Origin of the sequence: Myxococcus sp. NMCA1 (genome assembly GCF_026810205.1) — a bacterium.
Classification (GTDB): domain Bacteria; phylum Myxococcota; class Myxococcia; order Myxococcales; family Myxococcaceae; genus Myxococcus; species Myxococcus xanthus_A.
The window spans coordinates 592,797-610,935 of record NZ_CP113950.1; the positions used below are offsets into that span (position 1 = coordinate 592,797).

At 71.0% G+C, this 18,139-nt stretch carries 12 protein-coding genes; 10 read left to right on the forward strand and 2 right to left on the reverse strand.

Annotation, left to right across the window (positions count from 1 at the left end; all coding sequences use genetic code 11):
• Positions 1-31 precede the first annotated feature (31 nt).
• The 6 genes from OZ403_RS02680 (at position 32) to OZ403_RS02705 (ending at position 12,309) form a co-directional block, all read left to right on the forward strand.
• Positions 32-493, forward strand: coding sequence for a response regulator (locus OZ403_RS02680; protein WP_174258617.1), 462 nt, complete (start codon positions 32-34; stop codon positions 491-493).
• Between the two features lie 119 nt (positions 494-612).
• Entirely contained in the window at positions 613-4,437 is a 3,825-nt protein-coding gene (locus OZ403_RS02685; RefSeq protein ID WP_268783402.1) for an nSTAND1 domain-containing NTPase, read from the forward strand.
• Positions 4,438-4,515: 78 nt separating this feature from the next.
• On the forward strand, positions 4,516-5,601 hold the full coding sequence (locus OZ403_RS02690) for an ADYC domain-containing protein (RefSeq protein WP_328285500.1): 1,086 nt from the start codon (positions 4,516-4,518) through the stop codon (positions 5,599-5,601).
• Positions 5,602-5,810: 209 nt separating this feature from the next.
• On the forward strand, positions 5,811-7,022 hold the full coding sequence (locus OZ403_RS02695; protein WP_268783404.1) for an efflux RND transporter periplasmic adaptor subunit: 1,212 nt from the start codon (positions 5,811-5,813) through the stop codon (positions 7,020-7,022).
• A 43-nt stretch (positions 7,023-7,065) separates the two neighbouring features.
• Positions 7,066-10,260: an efflux RND transporter permease subunit gene (locus tag OZ403_RS02700; protein WP_268783406.1), complete on the forward strand. Its 3,195-nt coding sequence runs from the start codon at positions 7,066-7,068 to the stop codon at positions 10,258-10,260.
• Positions 10,261-10,344: 84 nt separating this feature from the next.
• On the forward strand, positions 10,345-12,309 hold the full coding sequence (locus tag OZ403_RS02705; protein ID WP_268783407.1) for a 4-alpha-glucanotransferase: 1,965 nt from the start codon (positions 10,345-10,347) through the stop codon (positions 12,307-12,309).
• Positions 12,310-12,319: 10 nt separating this feature from the next.
• On the opposite strand, the gene OZ403_RS02710 is transcribed toward OZ403_RS02705, so the two are convergent.
• Entirely contained in the window at positions 12,320-13,033 is a 714-nt protein-coding gene (locus tag OZ403_RS02710; protein ID WP_442929802.1) for an AMIN-like domain-containing (lipo)protein, read from the reverse strand.
• Between the two features lie 276 nt (positions 13,034-13,309).
• Between OZ403_RS02710 and OZ403_RS02715 the strand changes: the two genes are divergently transcribed.
• The 4 genes from OZ403_RS02715 (at position 13,310) to OZ403_RS02730 (ending at position 17,522) form a co-directional block, all read left to right on the forward strand.
• Positions 13,310-14,614 (forward strand): pyridoxal phosphate-dependent aminotransferase, encoded by a 1,305-nt coding sequence (locus OZ403_RS02715; protein WP_140786955.1) that lies wholly within the window; start codon positions 13,310-13,312, stop codon positions 14,612-14,614.
• Positions 14,615-14,709: 95 nt separating this feature from the next.
• Complete coding sequence (locus OZ403_RS02720) at positions 14,710-16,008, forward strand: NTP/NDP exchange transporter (protein ID WP_237077987.1); 1,299 nt, start codon at positions 14,710-14,712, stop codon at positions 16,006-16,008.
• A gap of 46 nt (positions 16,009-16,054) precedes the next feature.
• Entirely contained in the window at positions 16,055-17,227 is a 1,173-nt protein-coding gene (locus tag OZ403_RS02725; protein WP_140797084.1) for an NAD-dependent epimerase/dehydratase family protein, read from the forward strand.
• Between the two features lie 142 nt (positions 17,228-17,369).
• Positions 17,370-17,522, forward strand: a complete 153-nt coding sequence (locus OZ403_RS02730; protein ID WP_268783408.1) for a hypothetical protein — start codon at positions 17,370-17,372, stop codon at positions 17,520-17,522.
• A 251-nt stretch (positions 17,523-17,773) separates the two neighbouring features.
• Here OZ403_RS02730 and OZ403_RS02735 read toward each other — a convergent pair whose 3' ends face one another.
• Positions 17,774-18,058, reverse strand: coding sequence for a hypothetical protein (locus OZ403_RS02735; RefSeq protein WP_140786964.1), 285 nt, complete (start codon positions 18,056-18,058; stop codon positions 17,774-17,776).
• Positions 18,059-18,139: the final 81 nt, after the last annotated feature.

An 18,139-nucleotide genomic window follows, 5' to 3' on the forward strand; every position in this document is an offset into this window, starting at 1 on the left:
CGCCCGTTCCAACCCGAGAGGCGTCTGTCCCATGAAGAGCACGGCGATGACAGTCCCGGCAGAAGACATGCCAACCGCCAAGGAGTCCACGGCGGGCGGGAACAAGAAGCGCGTGCTCGTGGTGGACGACTTCGACGATGCCCGGGAGATGTACGCGGAGTACCTGGAGTTCGTCGGCTTCGAGGTGGACACCGCCCGCAACGGCGTGGAAGCGGTGGCGAAGGCCAGCGAGGGCGAGCCCGACATCATCCTGATGGACCTGTCCCTCCCCGTCATGGACGGCTGGGAGGCGACGCGGCGCATCAAGCAGGACTCCCGCACCCGGGACATCCCCGTCATGGCGCTCACCGGCCATGTGCTCGCGGGGAACGCGGAGCACGCCCGGGACGCCGGCGCGGACGAGTTCGTCGCCAAGCCCTGCCTGCCGCAGGATTTGGAGAACAAGATCCGAAACATGCTCAAGCCGAGCAAGGGGAAGGTCCGGGGCGGCTGACGCCCAAGGACAACGCCACTGCTCGGCAACGGACACTCCAGCGGCCCTGGCGTCCTGGAGTCTCCTCCCTCGCGGCCCGTTCAGTTGACCCCTGGCGGACGGATGCATAGGCACCGGGTGTGGGCTCTCCGGCCGCCTCGCCGCCTCCTGATGCGTGGACTCCTCCCCAGGAGTTCGACGAGTACCGCCTTGTGCGGGCCATCGGGCGTGGGCGCACGGGGCGGGTGTTCCTGGCCCATGACACGCTGCTCGAGCGCCCCGTCGCCGTGAAGTTCATCCCCGCCCTGGGGCCCAACGCCCTGGCGCGGTTCCTCGTGGAGGCCCGGGCGGCCGCGCGCATCCAGCACCCCAATGTCGTCACCCTCTACCGGGTGGGACAGTTGGAGGAGCAGCCCTACCTCGTCTCCGAGTTCATCCGGGGGATGAGCCTGGACCGGCTGCCCAAGCCCCAACCCTGGGAGCGCGTGCTGGCCATGGGGCGGGACCTGGCACGGGGCCTGAGCGCCGCGCACCGGCGCGGGGTGTTGCACCGGGACATCAAGCCGGGCAACGCCGTGCTCACCGAGGCTGGCGAGGTGAAGCTGCTCGACTTCGGCCTCGCGAAGCTCCTGGACCGGGCCGCGGGGGCGGGGGATGGCGCGCCGCCCGCTTCCGGGACTCCGCCGCCGGAGTTGCCTCCTGACCTGGATCCGGAGGCCAGCCCCAACCTGGGCGCGCGCTCGCTGGACGGAATCTTCCTTCCATCGCTGCCGCGCGGCTCGCTGGTGGGGACGCCGTATTACATGTCCCCGGAGGCCTGGGCGGGCGAGGCGCTGACGGCGCGCAGTGACGTGTACTCACTGGGCGTCGTCCTGTACGAGCTGTGCGCGGGCAAGGGCCCCTTCCGGGACGTACCGTGGCGCGAGCTCCCGGAGCGGGTGCGCCACCAGGATGCGCGCCCCCTGGCGCAAGCGGTGTCCGGCGTGGATGCCGGGCTCGCCGCCGTCATCGACAAGTGTCTGCGTCGCGAGCCGTCCGAGCGTTACGCCACCGCCTCACAGCTGCTCGATGCCTTGGACGCACTGACGCGAGACGACACCGTCCAAGCGGTGCCGGAGGGCAATCCCTACCGCGGCCTCCAGGCCTTCGAAGCAGAGCACCGCGCCGTCTTCTTCGGCCGCCGCCGCGAGCAGCGCGCGGTGCTGGAGCGGATGCGCTCGGAGTCCTTCCTGCTCATCACTGGTGACTCGGGCGTGGGGAAGTCCTCCCTGTGCCTCGCCGGGCTGCTCCCCGCTGTCACCGAAGGGGCCCTGCAGGACGGACGTCGCTGGCGCAGCGTGCGGCTGGTGCCGGGCCGCAGGCCCCTGGCGGCCCTGGTCGCGGCGCTCGCGCCCGTGCTGGAGACGGAAGAAGAGACCCTGGCCGAAGGCTTGCGCGCCGAGCCCACGTCCCTGGTGCGCCGGCTCCGCGTGAAGCTGGGGGTCCAGGAGGGGCTGCTCGTCTACGTGGATCAGCTCGAGGAGCTGGTGACGCTGGCGCCGCCGACCGAGGCGGAGCTGGCGGGACAGGCCCTGGGGGCGCTCGCGGAGGGCGCCAGTGGCGTGCGCCTGCTCGCCACGGGGCGAAGTGACTTCCTCACCCGGCTGTCCGCCGTGCCCGGGCTGGGCGCGGAGGTGCCGCGCGCGCTGTACCTGCTGCGCGCCTTGTCGCCCGAGGAGACGCGGGAAGCCGTGACGGGCCCCGCCCGCGTGAAGGGTGTGCGCTTCGAATCCGACGCGCTGGTGGATGCGCTCGTCACCTCCACCCTGTCCGCGGCGGAGGGCGGCCTCCCGGTGCTCCAGTTCGCGCTGGCCGAGATGTGGGAGGCGCGCGACGCGGCGGCCGGTGTCATGACGCAGGCTGTGCTCGACTCGCTGGGCGGCGTGGAGGGCGCGCTCGCGCGGCACGCGGATGCGGCGGTGGCCCGGCTGCTACCGGACCAGCGGGTAGCGGCCCGGGGCGTGCTCCTGCGGCTCGTCACCGCGGACGGCACCCGCGCGCGGAAGACGGACCGCGAGCTGGTGGGGGACGACGCCCGCTACCGCGCCGCCCTGGAGGTGCTGGTGCACGCGCGGCTGTTGGTGGCGCGCGAGGCCCAGGAGGGCACGTCCTACGAACTCGCCCACGAGGCGCTGCTCTCCGGCTGGGGCACGCTGGCGCGCTGGCTGGCCGAGGCCTCCGAGCGCCGCGAGGTCCAATCCCGGCTGGAGGCCGCCGCCGCGCACTGGGAGAAGCTGGGCTTCCCGAGCGAATCCCTCTGGGGCCCGCGTCAGCTGGAGGAGACGCAGGTGCTCGACACGGGAGAGCTCACCCGCCGCGAGCGCGACTTCCTGAAGGCCTCGCGCCGCACCATGGTGCGCAGCCGGCGGACGCGGCATGCGCTGGTGGTGGGCTTCGTCATGTCCCTGGGGCTCGTCTACGGCGGGCTCAAGCTGAGGGAGCGTTGGAGCCTGGACCGGCAGGTGCGCGACGAGCTGGGCCAGGCGGCCCAGGCCCTGAGCGCCGTGCGTCAGGACTGGGGCACGCTGAGCGCCGAGCGCGACGAGGCCTTCCGCCTCTACGACGCCGGCCGCCGCGCCGACGCGGACCGGCACTGGAACCGGGCTGGTGCGCAAGCGGGACAGTTGCGCGGCCGCTTCGACGAAGTGGCCGGACGATTGGAGCGCGCGCTGGCGTTGGCGCCCGGCCGCGCCGACGTGCGCGAGGCCCTGGCGGACTTCCTCTACGAGCGCGCGCTGTGGGCCGAGCAGGACGAAGACGCCTCGGCGCTGCCCGCGTTGCTCCAGCGTCTGCGGCTCTATGACACGGCGGGCACGCGCTGGCGGCGCTGGAACGCCGCGGCCAGCCTCACGCTGGAGACACCCATTCCGGGGGCGGAGGTGGAGCTGCGTCCGCTGGCGCGCGATGCGCAGGGCAAGTATCAGCTGGGAGAGCCCCTGCAAGCGGACCCGGGGCGCTGGCTGGACGCAGCGGTGGCGCCGGGCACGTACCAGATTTCCGCGCGCGCTCTCGGCTACGAGCCGGTGGTGCAGTGGGTGCTGCTGCGGCGAGGCGAGTCGCGGCGGCTCGGCGTGCCGCTGCCGCGCATGGGCAGCGTGCCGGAGGGCTTCGTCTTCGTGCCGCCGGGTGAGGTGAAGTTCGGCAGCGCGGCCGAGGCCAGCGTGCGCGAGTTCTTCAACGCCGTGCCCCTGCACGCCGTGGCCGTCCCCGCCTTCCTGATGGCCCGGCACGAGGTGACGTATGCCGATTGGCTGGCCTACGTGGAGGCGCTGCCGCCCGCGCAACGCGCACAGCGGCTGCCGCGCGTGGGCACGGGCGGCTACGCGGGGCTGCTCGCGCTGGCGCAGGTGGACGGCGTCTGGCGGCTGCGCTTCCAGCCAGGGAACGAGCCCTACATGGCGCGGGCCGGGGCGCCGCTGCGTTACGCCCGCCGTACATCGCGCGCGGAGCAGGACTGGCTGCGCTTCCCCGTCAGTGGCATCACCTTCGCGGACGCGGAGGCCTATGCCGCGTGGCTGTCGGAGAGCGGCCGAGTCCCCGGCGCCAGGCTCTGCTCGGAGCTGGAGTGGGAGCGCGCGGCGCGCGGCGTGGACGGGCGTGAGTACCCCCACGGCGACACCCTGGCTCCGGACGACGCCAACATCGACACCACCTACGGCAAGCAGCCCGGAGGCTTCGGCCCCGACGAGGTGGGCAGTCACCCCGCATCGCGCAGTCCCTTCGGCGTGGACGACATGTCCGGCAACGTGTGGGAGTGGACCCGCTCCTGGCTGGAGCCGGGCAAGGCCGTGGCGCGTGGAGGCAGCTTCGCCTTCGCGGCGACCTCGGCGCGCGCCTCCAACCGCGAGCTGCCGGAGCCGTCCCTGCGCGACGTGACGGTGGGCATGCGGGTGTGCGCGGACGTGGCATTCAACGCGCACCCCTAAGCCCGCCTGCCTGCCCTACATCCGCTCCGCGCGCTACCGGACGGAGGAACCCTGTGTCCGCCCTGACGTCTTGGGGCGGTGATGCCCAGTGGACGAAGCAAGTGCCTGCGGGTCCTCGGGCGAGTTGCTGGGCGAGGGGCCGCTGCGGACATTGATTCCGTGGTCGGGCCGGGAGGGTGGTGGGTGATGGGTGCTTGGAAGCAGACGGTGGCGGCGCTGGTCAGCACGGTGGGCATGGTGGGCTGTGCGGGGAACGTGTCGGAGGCGGAGCCGGTGGCGCTGCGCGAAGGCGTGGCGGAGCTGGCGGCGCCGAATGGCCGCAACCTGAATGGCCGCAACCTGAATGGCCGCAACCTGAATGGCCGCAACCTCAACACCCCCGAGTTGGGGCAGCTGCTCGTGTCCGTGGACTTGGTGGGCGCCCGCATCGCGGCGGAGGTGGTGGGCGCGGTGCGGCTGGAGGGCAGCGTCTTCCACGGCGTCGCATCCAGCGGCCCGGTGTCCGGCCAGGCCTTCCTGGGCGCGCGCTTCACCGGCAACCTGGACAGTGGTGACACCGTGGAGCTGCGCGTCGACGGCATCGAGCCTGGAACGGGCGCGGACGCGGACGTCTGGGCGTACCAGGTCTCCTACTACGACGCGGCGGATGCACTCTGGAAGCCCGCGTGCGCGGCGGCGGATGGCTCCGCGCTGGGCGCCATCCCCATCGCGGGCCGGTGGGACTACCGCCAGGGCGTGCCGGGCGGCGGCGGGAAGGTGGATGACGCCGCGCGCTTCACCTTCGCCTGCGAGGGTGCGGCCATCGCCAAGTGCGTGCGCTTCGGCTACCGGCCCTGGGGCACCACGGCGGACGGCCTGGGCCTGGCGGGCCACCACCAGGCGTGCACGCGCATGGTCCGCGCGGACTTCTGCGGCGACGGCACGTCTCACACCACGGATGGCCAGTGGGTGAACCTCCATGACGGCGTGGACGTGCAGACGGATACGGAGGCGTGGCTGCACGAGGCTGAGTGGGATGCCGATGGCGCGCGCTGCTTCACGCAGACGACGCGCGCGGCGCAGGCCGTGAGCTGCCCGGGGCAGACGCAGCGCACCCACTGCGGCAAGTGGGCCCATTTCCAGGCCGGCACGCTCATCATGAGCGAGGTCCCTCCCGCGCAGTAGGCACCTTGGACGCTGGCGAGCCTGAGAGGGCTCGCCAGCCCGTCAGCCCGGCCCGCTTGCTGGCGGTGGACCTTGTTGTCACCGGGTACCGGGGGCAGGGGGCCGACACCATGGTTAGCCGGCTCGCCTTGGGGGGCGGGGATGGGAGACGCGCTGTGAGACGGGCTCGAATACGACAGGTCTTCGGCGGAGCCTCGGCGGGGATTCTGATGGGGCTCTGCGCCCTGTCCGGTTGCCGCGAGGGGGAGGAAGCAGCGCCCGCGCCTCAACAAGAGGAGCTGGAGGTGACGCTGGGCCAGGAGAACGTGGCCCGCGCCGAGGTGCGGCAGCTGCGCTCCGGCCCTGGCATCTCCGGCAACCTGCAGGCGCGCACGGCGGCGGCGGTGCGCGCGGAGGTGGGCGGCACCATCCTCGACATCAAGGCCCAGCAGGGTCAGGTGGTGAAGAAGGGCGAGGAGCTGGCGCGCATCGAGGACGTCACGCTGAAGGACCAGCTCATCGCGGCGTCGGCGGCGGTCCGCACGGCCCGAAGCGCGCTCCAGGTGGCCGAGGCCGAGCAGGAGCGCGCCGCGAGGCTGTCCAAGGCGGGCGTCATCACCCAGCGCGACGTCGAACAGGCGGAACTCTCCGTGGAGCAGGCCAAGGGGCAGCTCGCGGAGGCGCGCTCCCGGCATGCCCTGGCGCAGGAGCAGCTCAACCGCGCGCGTGTCGTGGCACCCTTCGCGGGCGTGGTGAGCGAGCGGCAGGCCAGCGCGGGTGACGTCGTCCAGCCCAGCGCGCCGCTCTTCACGGTGGTGGACCCGCGCACGTTGCGCCTGGAGGCCTCCGTGCCCGCCGCTCAGCTCGAACAGGTGCAGGTGGACACGCCGGTGGAGTTCCACGTGACGGGCTACGGGGACCGCGCCTTCCGCGGCACAGTGGAGCGCATCAACCCGGTGGTGGACCCGGCCACCGGCCAGGTCCGCATCTACGTGGCCATTCCCAACACGGACCTCCAACTGCTGGCCGGCCTCTTCGCGGAGGGACGCGTGGCCTCGAAGGGCACGCAGGCGGTCGCGATTCCCATCGACGCCATCGACGACATGGGGACCGAACCCGCCGTGCTGCGCATCCAGGAAGGTCGCGTGCAGCGGGTGAACGTCAACTTGGGCCTGCGCGACGAGGTGGCGCGGCAGGTCGAGGTCCGCTCAGGCCTGGAGGACGGCGACGTGGTGCTGCTGGGCGCCGCGCGGAGCGAGGTGGCGGAGGGCGGGCGCGTGAAGGTGTCGCCCCCGCGGCCTGACTCGAAGCCCGTGGAGGAGGCGGGGCCCGGCGTTGGCGGCTCGGAGGCACCGCCGCCTTCGCCTGGAACGCGGCAGCTCACGCCGCGTCCCGCGTCCGCGCAACCACCGGCGGAGGGCGCTGCGCCCCCGGCGCCGTGAGGCCGCGCCGTCCCACCTCTGCTCCAAGCCTGGAGTCACGTCCGTGTTCATTTCAGACTTCGCCATCAAGCGGCCCATCACCACCATCACTTCGATGCTGGCGCTGGTGGTCTTTGGTCTCGTGTCGTTGGGACTCCTGGAGACCGACGAATTCCCCGACGTCCAGCCCCCGGTGGTGAGCGTCACCATCGTCTATCCAGGCGCATCACCCGAGACGGTGGAGCGGGAAATCCTCGAGCCCATCGAGGACGCCATCTTCGCCATCAGCGGCGTGGACCCGAAGGAGACGACGTCCATCGCCACGGACGGCCTGGCGTCCTTCACGGTGTTCTTCGACTTCGAGAAGGACATCCAGGAGGCGACGCAGGACATCCGGGACGCCATCTCCAGCAAGCGCGCGGACCTGCCGCAGGAGATGGAGGAGCCCATCCTCACGCGCTTCGATCCGGCGGACCAGCCCATCGTGTCCCTGACGCTCACCTCGGAAGGTCTGGACGTCGCGGCGCTGTCGCTGGTGGCGGACCCGACGGTGGTGGGCGAGCTGCGCTCGGTGCCCGGCGTCGCCCAGGCGGAGGTCGTCGGTGACGTGGCGCGGGAGATGACGGTGCAACTCAAGCCCGAGGCGCTCCAGGCCGCGGGCCTGTCCGTAGCGGAGGTGGTGGCGGCGCTCCAGGCGCTGAACCTGGCGGCGCCGGTGGGCCGCATCAACGCGCCGCTGACGGAGGAGTCCATCCGCCTCAAGGGCCGCCTGGAGAAGGTGGAGGACTTCCGGAACATGGTGGTGGCCTCGCGCAACGGCCAGGCCATCCGCCTGGAGCAGGTGGCGGACGTCTTCGTCGGCGCCGAGGAGCCGCGCACGCTGGCGCTCTTCAACGGCGCCCAGGCGGTGGGCATCGACGTGCTCAAGGCCCGGGGCTACAGCACCACCGAGGTCGCGGACGCGGTGCGTGAGCGGGTGCAGGCGCTCCAGGAGCGGCTCCCCGCGGGCGTGAAGCTCGAAATCGTGCGCGACGCCGGCGTCCGCGTGGAGAGCGCCGTGCACAACGTGCAGTCCGCGCTGGTGGAAGGCGCGCTGCTCACGGTGCTGGTCGTCTTCGTCTTCCTCAATTCGTGGCGCTCCACCGTCATCACCGGTCTGGCGTTGCCGGTGAGCGTGTTGGCGTCCTTCATCAGCGTGTGGGCCTTCGGCTTCACGCTCAACACCATGTCGCTGCTGGGCCTGACGCTGGCCATCGGCATCCTCATCGACGACGCCATCGTCGTGCGAGAGAACATCGTCCGCCACGTGGAGATGGGGAAGGACCACTACACGGCGTCGCGCGAGGGCACCTCGGAAATCGGCCTCGCGGTGTCGGCGACCACCTTCTCCATCGTCGCCGTCTTCGTGCCGGTGGCCTTCATGTACGGCGTGGCCGGCCAGTGGTTCAAGCCCTTCGCCCTCACCATCGCCTGCGCCGTGCTGGTGTCGTTGTTCGTGTCCTTCTCACTGGACCCGATGCTGAGCGCGTACTGGCCGGAGCCGCCCAAGAAGGAGAACCCGGGCTTCATCACCCGGACGCTGAACCGCTTCAACGCCTGGTTCGACCGGCAGGCGGAGCGTTACACGCACGTCATCGCCTGGGCACTGGACCACCGGCTGGTGATGGCGCTGGTGGCAGTGGGCTCGCTGGTGGGCGCGCTGGTGCTCCAGGGCACCGTGGGCGGCGCGGGCTTCGTGCCGGTGAGCGACCGCGCGGAGGTGGAGCTGCTGGTGGAGACGCCGCCGGGCTCCAGCCTGGAGTACACGCGGCGCAAGGTGGACGAGGTGACGCGCACCCTGCGCGCCCACCCGGAGGTGGACTACACCTATGCCACCATCGGCGTGCCCCTGGCGCTCAGCGCGCCCGGCGTGGACCAGGCCCTGGTGTACGTGCGGCTCAAGCCGAAGGCGGAGCGCGACGTGAGCCAGGACGCACTGGGCGTCCAATTCCGCGAGGAGATGAAGCGCATTGGCGGCGCCACCGTCTCCGTCTTCACCTCGGGCTTCGGCGGCGCCTTCAAGCAGCTTCAGTACGAGCTGCGCGGCCCGGACCAGCGGGTGCTCACGCAGCTGGCGCAGCAGGTCCAGAAGGAAGTCGAGCAGGTGCCCGGCGCGGTGGACGTGGGCCTGTCCACGCGAGGGCAGAAGCCGGAGCTGGAGGTGGAGCTGAACCGCGGGCTCGCCGGACAGCTGGGCGTGACGGTGGGGCAGGTGGCTCAGGTGCTGCGGCCGGCCTTCGCGGGCCTGGACGTGGGCGACTGGGTGGACCCCATTGGAGAGACGCGAGACGTCATGGTGCGGCTGGCGCCGGGAGCGCGTGACAACCCCAACGACTTGTCGCAGCTGCCCATCTCCGTGGGCGCGGCGGCGGGCGGGCCGCCCCGGCTGGTGCCGCTGGGGCAGGTGGCGGACATCCGTCAGACGCTGGGCCCGGCGCAGGTGACGCACCTGAACCGTGAGCGCGTCATCAACGTGCAGGCGAACGTGCAGGGGCGCTCGTTGTCGGAGGTGGGCGCGGACATCCAGAAGCGGCTGGACGGCGTGACGCTGCCGCCGGGCTACATGCTGACGACGGGCGGCGAGTCCGCGGACCAGGCCGAGGTGTTCATGCGCGTGTTCATCGCGCTCGGCATGGCGCTGATGCTGATGTACCTCATCCTGGTCATCCAGTTCGGCTCCTTCCTGGACCCGTTGGCCATCCTCATCTCGCTGCCGCTGTCGCTCATCGGCGTGGTGCTGGCGCTGCTCATCACCGGTGACACGCTCAACCTCATGAGCCTCATCGGCATCATGCTGCTGATGGGAATCGTCGCGAAGAACGCCATCCTCCTCATCGACTTCGCCAAGTGGTCGCACGAGAAGGGCATGCCCTTGCGCGAGGCCCTCATCGAAGCGGGCCGCATCCGTCTGCGCCCCATCATCATGACGACCTTCGCGCTGGTGGCGGGCATGGTGCCGGTGGCCATCGGCGCGGGCGAGGGCGGCGACTTCCGCGCGCCGCTGGGACGCGCGGTGATTGGCGGCACGATGACGTCCACGCTGCTGACACTGCTGGTGATTCCCACCGTGTACGAAATCCTGGTGGACGGCCGGACGTGGTTCATCCGCATGCTGCGCAAGCTCTTCCGGATGAAGCCTCCTGAACAGCGGCCACACATTCCGGGTGGGGGCGGCGGCCGTGGAGAGCCGCGGCCCGCCCCTCAGTCGCGGCACGATTGAGGGCTCGGCAACGAACGGGCGGGCTCGGGACGACAGGACGGTTGGCGCATCGCGCCAGGGGCCATAGGGTCAGCCCCTTCCGCCATGTCTCGCGCCTTGCTGCCTGAAAATCACCACCGACTCGTCACCGAAGCCCTGGCCGCGCTCGACGTCCGCAACTGGGTGCTCAGCATCCACGACCCGAGCTTCCCCAGCCTTCCAGAAGAGGACACGGGCTGGGGCTCGCCGTACTCGGAAGGAGCGGCGCGCTTCCTCGCGTTCTCCCGGGAGCTGGGCTTCAACGGCATCCAGTTGGGGCCGCAGGGGCAGGTGACGGAGTTCAACGCCTCGCCGTATGACGGCACGCTCTTCTCGCGAAACCTCCTCAACGTGGCGCTCGCGCCGCTGGAGGCCCCCGAGCCCTGGGGCGCGCTGCTGCCACCGGGCCGCGTGGCGCAACTCGCCGCCAGCCGTCCCTTGGCGCTGCCCCCCGGGGAGCGCTTCCGTCACGCCTTCCGCGCGCAGACCACGCTGCTGAACGAAGCGTGGCGCACCTTCCAGCGGAAGCGTGCGGCGCCGGACGCCGCTCCGTCCATCCGGGCACTGGCTTCGCGCTTCGACACCTTCCGTCAGCAGCACCGGGCCTGGCTGGTGCGGGATGCCCTCTTCGACGTGCTGTGCGAGGAGAAGCGCGAGCCGGACTGGCGGCGCTGGGCGGACTCGCTGGACGGGCGGCTGTGGAATCCCCGCCCGGAGGAGGAAGCGGCCGCCGTCGCGCGCCTGACGCAGCTGGAGCTGCGCTACGCGGACACGCTGGAGCGCTACGCCTTCTGTCAGTTCCTGGTCCATGCGCAGCACCACGGCCTGCGTGAGCGCGTGGGCGCATGGCGGCTGAAGCTGTACGGCGACCTCCAGATTGGCCTGTCGCCGCGCGACGCGTGGGCCTGGCAGGGCCTCTTCTTGCGCACCTACCTCATGGGCGCGCCGCCCAGCAGGACGAACCCGGACGGTCAGCCGTGGAACTATCCGGTGATGGACCCGGAGCAGTACTTCGAGCCGGACGACGCCGGGGCGAACGCCGGGAGCCGCAACGGGCCCGTGCTGCGCTTCATGAACGCGCGCATGGACAAGATGCTCGGCGAATACGACGGGCTGCGGCTGGACCATCCGCACGGACTGGTGTGCCCGTGGGTGTACCGCGCGGACCTGCCGGACGCGCTGTGGTCCGTGCAACATGGCGCGCGGCTCTTCTCGTCACCGGACCTGCCGGACCACCCTGAGTTGGCGCGCTTCGCGCTCGTGCGCCCGGCGCAGGTGGACCGCGCCGTGCCGCGCTACGCGGACCGCTGGGTGAAGGACCTCGCGCCCGAACAGGTGCGCCGCTACAGCGTCCTCTTCGACACGGTGGTGGAGGCGTCGCGCCGCAACGGGCGGCAGGTGGGGGACTTGCTCGCGGAGGTGCTCAGCACGCTGCCGTACCCGCTGGAGCGCGTGCTGGCGCAGTACGGCCTGGGCCGCTTCCGCGTGACGCAGAAGGCGGACCTGCACGACCCGTCGGACGTGTACCGAAGTGAGAACGTGGGCCCGGATGACTGGGTGATGGTGGGCAACCACGACACGAAGTCCCTGTGGCGTCTGGTGGCGGACTGGCAATGGAAGGGCACGTTGCGCGCGCAGGCGGAGTACCTGGCGGTCCGCTTGTGCCCTGAGCCCTCGGAACGCGAGGCCTTCGCGCGCGAGTTGTCCACGAGCCCGGGACGGTTGGCGCAGGCGAAGGTGGCGGACCTGTTCGCCAGTCGCGCGCGCAACGTGATGATGTTCTTCACCGACCTGCTCGGGATGCCGGAGACGTACAACGCACCCGGCACGGTGGACGAACGCAACTGGTCCCTGCGCGTGCCCCAGGACTGGGCGCGACAGTACCGCGAGCGGCTGAAGGGGGACGCCGCGGTGAACCTGCCCGCGGTGCTCGCCATGGCGCTGCGGGCCCAGGGTGCACCGGCCCTCGCGCGGCACCAGCGCTTGCTGGAAGGACTGGACGCACTGGCCCGCGAGCTGCGGGCCGGGTGACGTGTGGTCCTCAGTGCTTCACGTCCACCACGAGGCGGGTGGGGTCGTGCAGCTCCATGACGCGGAAGTCGTTGGGCGCCTTGGTGCCCAGCACCCACGTCACCTCGGCCTCGAAGTCACACGTGCGCACCAGCTCCAGCAGGGTGGGCAGCTTGGGCTTCATCTCCAGCGCGGCCACGGTGGCGCGGCCCTGGTCGTCATGGCCGCGCGCGGGTGACAGGGTGACTTGGAGAAAGCCCTTGCCGGCCAGAGGCGTCTCGTCGCCGGAGCCACACTGGATGATGGGCTTGTCCACGTACTGGAGCTGGTAGCCGGGGACCTGCGGCCCGTCGAACTCGAACACCACGCGGTCGAAGTCGGCATGCGTGCCAGCGCGCACCGAGCGAAGCGTCACCGACTGGGCCGGGCGCCGCTTCAGCGACACCGGGGTGGTGGTCCACTCGCGGTTCTTCGGGTCCTCGGCGGGAGCGTCTCCCGCGGGGGCGTCCGAAGGCGGCTTGGTCTCACTGTCACCCATCGAGGCCGTGTGCACGGGAGGCCTGGCGGCGGCCTCGCCCTCGCGTGGAATGGTGCCCGGGGGCGGCGAGGTGGGCGGCGCTTGGACTTCGGGCTGGGGCTGCGCGCCGGTAGTGGCCGCGGCGGGCTCCTCCTTCTTGGAGCACCCGGCGAACGCCAGACACCCGGCCAACCACAGCGACGTCATCCTGCGTCCGGACCGCGTCATCATTCCCCTCCTGGCAGGGCCTGCGAGTTCAGGACTGCGGCCCATCGTCTCGCACGGGCGATGGCCCGGGGGCCAGCGTCACGACGGGAAAGCGGGCAAAGGTAACACCCGTGGACGGACCCGGAAGCGCTGGAAATTTTCACGGAGGACCGGTTGCCCCGGAGGGCCGCCGTCACCACGAATGCATGACACAGGACAGCGGGGCCGCGACTATCGTCCGCGCCGCAAGTTGTCCGCGCGGCCCCCGAACGCGCACGAACCGGAGAGCACCCTCGCATGGCCCCCCTCGACCTGACCTCTCTTCCCCGTCCCTCCAAGGACGACGCCACCGTGGGAACGATGGCGCGTGGCATCGTCGGCAGCGAAATCCTCCGCATCGCGGCGGAGATTCGCGAGCGGGCCGCCAAGGGGCAGAAGGTGTGCAACCTCACCGTGGGCGATTTCAACCCGCGCGAGTTCCCCATCCCCGACCCGCTGCGGGAGTACATCACCGCCGCGCTCCAGGCGGGCGAGACGAACTACCCGCCGTCGGATGGCGTGCTGGAGCTCCGTCAGGCCGTGCAGCGCTTCTATGAGCGCTCGCTGGGCCTGAAGTATCCGCTGGAGGGCATCGTCATCGCGGGAGGCGCGCGGCCCATCATCTACGGCACGTACCGCAGCGTGCTGGACGCGGGGGAGACGGTCGTCTACCCGGTGCCCTCGTGGAACAACAACCACTACGCGCACATGATGGACGCGAAGAGCGCGGTGGTGGTGACGGACGCCGCGCGGGGCTTCATGCCCACCGTGGAGCAGCTGGCGCCGCACCTGGGCGCCGCGCGCCTCTTGTGCCTGTGCAGCCCGCTCAACCCCACCGGCACCATGATTGAGCCGGATGCGCTGGGCGCCATCTGCGAGCGCGTCGTCGCGGAGAACCGCGAGCGCGAGAAGCAGGGCCGCAAGCCGCTCATCCTCATGTACGACCAGATTTACTGGGTGCTGAGCTTCGGCGCGGCCAGGCACGTCACGCCGGTGTCGCTGGTGCCGGAGGTGGCGCCGTACACGGTGTTCGTGGATGGCATCTCCAAGGCCTTCGCCGCCACGGGCGTGCGCGTGGGCTGGGGCGTGGGACCGCCGACCATCATTGCGCGCATGCGGGACGTGCTCGGCCACGTGGGCGCCTGGGCCCCCAAGGCGGAGCAGGTCGCGGTGGCGCGCTACCTGGACGACACCGCGGCGATGGAGACCTTCCTGGTGGGGATGCGCAAGGCCGTGGAAGCGCGGCTGGAGGCCTTGCACAAGGGGCTCACGCGCATGCGCGAGGCGGGGCTGCCGGTGCAGCACATCGCGCCGCAGGGCGCCATCTACCTGTCGGTGCGCTTCGACCTGGTGGGCAAGGGCGGTCTGCGCTCCAACAATGATATCCGCAAGCTCCTGCTGGAGAAGGCAAACCTGGGCGTGGTGCCCTTCCAGGCCTTCGGGCTGGACGCGGACACGGGTTGGTTCCGCCTGTCGGTGGGGGCCACGTCGGTGAAGGAAATCGAGGAGGCGCTGCCCCGGGTGGAGGCGGCGCTCCGCGAGGTCCTCTCCGCCGGCGCGTAATCCTTGCGACATCTTCCCGCTGCGCTCGTTCCACTATGGAGGTCCTGGGAATACGTTGCCCGGGGCCTCGTTGGGCCGCTCACGTGAATTCCTCCATGCTCAGGCGATTCGTGGACGTTCGGGACGAGGAAGTCGGCGCCGTCCGCTGGTCGTTCCTGTATTTCTTCACGCTGATGTGTGGCTATGCCATCCTCCGGCCCATCCGCAATGAGATGGGCACGGCGGGCAGCGTGAAGGGCTTGGACTGGCTCTTCACCGCCACCTTCCTGGTGATGCTCGCGGCGGTGCCAGCCTTTTCCGCGCTGGTGTCGCGTTGGCCCCGGCGGGTGGTGATTCCTCGCATCTACCGCTTCTTCCTGCTCAATCTGCTGGGCTTCTTCGTGTTGCTGAAGCTCGGGGTGGCGCGGGAGACGGTGGCGCGCGTCTTCTATGTCTGGTTGAGCGTCTACAACCTGTTCGTCGTCTCCATCTTCTGGAGCTTCATGGCGGACGTCTTCGCCAGCGGACAGAGCAAGCGGCTCTTCGGCTTCATCGCCGCGGGTGGCACCACGGGCATGCTGGTGGGGCCCTTCCTGGTGGGGCGGCTCGCCGAGCCGGTAGGTCCGGTGAATCTCATCCTCATCTCGGTGGTGCTGCTGGAGGTGAGCGCGCAGTGCGTGCGCCGGCTGAGCGGCTGGGCCCAGGACGTCCAGCAGCAGCCCGCCGCGGCGCAGGGCCCGGTGGGCGGCGGCGTGCTCGCGGGGCTGCGGCTCATCGTGACGTCGCCGTTCCTGCTGGCGCTGGGGCTCCAGGTGTTGCTCTACGCGGCGACCTCCACGTTCCTCTACTTCCAGGAGGTGCGGCTCGTCGCCGCGATGGGCAACGACGCGGCCAGCCGCACCGCCCTCTTCGGGGACATCGATTTCTACGTGCAGTTGGCCACGCTGGGGTTGCAGACGCTCGTCACGGGACGCGTCATCTCCTGGCTGGGGCTGGGGGCGGGGCTCGCCGTGGCGCCGGTGGTGACAGGCCTGGGCTTCCTGGGGCTGGCCGCCATGCCGGTGCTGACCGTGCTCATCCTGTTCAAGGCGGTGCGCGGCGCCAGCCACTACGCGCTGGAGCGGCCCTCGCGCGAGGTCCTCTTCACCACCGTGGACCGCGAGGCGCGCTACAAGTCGAAGAGCTTCATCGACACGGTGGTGTACCGCGGCAGCGACACGGTGAGCGCCTGGCTCCAGGGTGGCCTCACGAAGCTGGGCCTGAGCATGACGGGCCTGTCGCTGGCGGCGGTGCCCCTGGCCGGGCTGTGGCTGGGCGTGTCGCTGTACCTCGCGCGCCACCAGCGGCGGCAGGCGGAGCCGGTGCCGTCCGCCGCGCCCGAGGCGCCGGTGCCTGAAGAGGCCGCGGCCCGCTAGCGGTCATCCACACGCAGTCAGTCCACACACGCAGGAGGAATCCCGCATGACGCTGTCTCGCAGGAGTGTGATTCAGGGAGTGGCCGCGGCCGGCTCGCTCTGGGCCATGGGGTGCGCCACCACGGGCACGTCCGGCACCGCGTCTTCCACCCAGGGGCAGGGGGAGCAGTCCTCCGCGCCCGCCGCGCCGCTGCGCATCCTCATCCTGGGCGGCACCGCGTTCCTGGGCCCGGCGCTGGTGGAGTTCGCGCGCTCGCGCGGCCACACCGTCACGCTCTTCAACCGGGGGAAGACGAAACCGGGTCTCTTCCCGGACGTGGAGAAGCTGACGGGCGACCGCGACCCGAACAAGGGCGAGGGCCTGAAGGCGCTGGAGGGCCGCAAGTGGGACGCGGTGGTGGACACCTCCGGCTACGTGCCGCGCATCGTGCGCGCCTCCGCGGAGCTGCTGGCGCCCCACGTCCAGCACTACACCTTCGTGTCCTCCATCTCCGTCTACAAGGAGCTGTCGCGGCAGGGGCTCGACGAGACGGCCGCCGTCGCCACGGTGGAGGACACGGCGACCGAAGATGTGGAGAAGCACTACGGCGCGCTGAAGGCGCTGTGCGAGCAGGCCGCCGAGGCCGCCCTGCCGGGGCGTGTCTTCAACGTGCGGCCGGGCCTCATCGTCGGGCCGGATGACCCGTCCGACCGCTTCACCTACTGGCCCCTGCGCGTGGCCCGCGGTGGTGAGGTCCTGGCGCCCGGTGACGGCGTGGACCCGCTGCAGTTCATCGACGCGCGGGACCTGGCGGCGTTCATCATCCGCTCCGTGGAGGCCCGCACCACCGGCATCTTCAACGCCACCGGCCCCAGCCAGGACCTGCTGATGCGGGACTTCCTGGAGGCGAACAAGACGGCCCTGGGCAGCGACGCACGCTTCACGTGGGTGGACACCGACTTCCTCACGAAGCACAAGGTGGAGGCGTGGTCGGACATGCCCGCCTGGGTGCCGCGCAACGGTGAAGAGGGCGGCATCGGCAAGGTGAGCATCGCCAAGGCGCTGGCGGCGGGCATCACGTTCCGCCCTGCCGCGGAGACGATTCGCGAAACGCTGGCCTGGTTCAAGGCGCTGCCTCCCGAGCGTCAAGCGAAGCCGCGCTCCGGCTTGTCCGCCGAGCGCGAGAAGGAAGTGCTGGCCGCGTGGCACCAGGCGCGCGGCACCGCCAACGCGGGCTGAGCGAGCCTTCGAGCGCGGGGACGGGCGGCTGGGGGCAGGTGAAGCGCCTCCTCGCACTGCCCGTCCTTGCGTCTGTGGACGCGGGTTTGACAGGAAGGGTGGGGCAGCGCGGTTTGCTGCCTGGGGGAACAACTTCGGCGCGGTGGGCTTCCGCGAGTTCCCGCGCTATGGCGACGACGCCATGCTGTCCGGCTACCCGTACCACTGCTTCGCCTCCGTGGATGACGCCGGCAACGCGCTGTGGCTCACCCTTCACCGCGCCGTGACGGGCTCGGCGGCGCTGCTCGTGGAGTGAGCGCACGGGCCGGGTGCCCCGCAAAGCAACGAGGGATGCCCCGATGGACTCGGAGCATCCCTCGGATTTCGACCCATATATCGGGTTCGCCCTCCCCCTCTGGCGAGCGTGACCCCGGGTCCCCCTTCCACAGACTTTGCCGCCCCCGCGGCGCCGTCTTCCTACCCGCCCTTGGTGTGTGTCCGGAGGGCCTTGGACCCCTCCAGCGAAGCTGCGTGTGACACCTTCCCCCTACACCGCTTACGGCCCCTTCAGGTGCGCTTGCCCGGTGCCCCCAGCACCGTCACTCGGGGGAGCCGAGGCCCCCCCTTCACCTGTCCTGCTGCGTCCCAGGGCACCGCGGGCCGTGAGAGGGCCCGCAGCCGTGCCTGCGTCTGAGCGCGTCCGAACGTCTGCGGGCGCATGGACGCCACCCGCGTTACGTCCCTCGACTGGATTTGGATGGCTGCCGTCACGGCTGAATTCGCCAGGACCGCCAGCTGTGCCCGCTTCGCCCCCGCGAAGGTGGCCAGCTCCGGAATGACGATGCCCTCCAAAGCCCCCCCAGTGGCCTCGAGCCACTCCCCCCGGGAAAAGCGCCCCGGCCGTTGAGCCGTGGCCCTGCTTCCCTTGTCGCC

Coding starts and splice junctions, on each gene's coding strand:
- OZ403_RS02720 (WP_237077987.1), top strand. CDS start 14,710: ATGCTCAGGCGATTCGTGGACGTTCGGGACGAGGAAGTCGGCGCCGTC.
- OZ403_RS02695 (WP_268783404.1), top strand. CDS start 5,811: ATGGGGCTCTGCGCCCTGTCCGGTTGCCGCGAGGGGGAGGAAGCAGCG.
- OZ403_RS02725 (WP_140797084.1), top strand. CDS start 16,055: ATGACGCTGTCTCGCAGGAGTGTGATTCAGGGAGTGGCCGCGGCCGGC.
- OZ403_RS02680 (WP_174258617.1), top strand. CDS start 32: ATGAAGAGCACGGCGATGACAGTCCCGGCAGAAGACATGCCAACCGCC.
- OZ403_RS02710 (WP_442929802.1), bottom strand. CDS start 13,033: ATGACGCGGTCCGGACGCAGGATGACGTCGCTGTGGTTGGCCGGGTGT.
- OZ403_RS02705 (WP_268783407.1), top strand. CDS start 10,345: ATGTCTCGCGCCTTGCTGCCTGAAAATCACCACCGACTCGTCACCGAA.
- OZ403_RS02715 (WP_140786955.1), top strand. CDS start 13,310: ATGGCCCCCCTCGACCTGACCTCTCTTCCCCGTCCCTCCAAGGACGAC.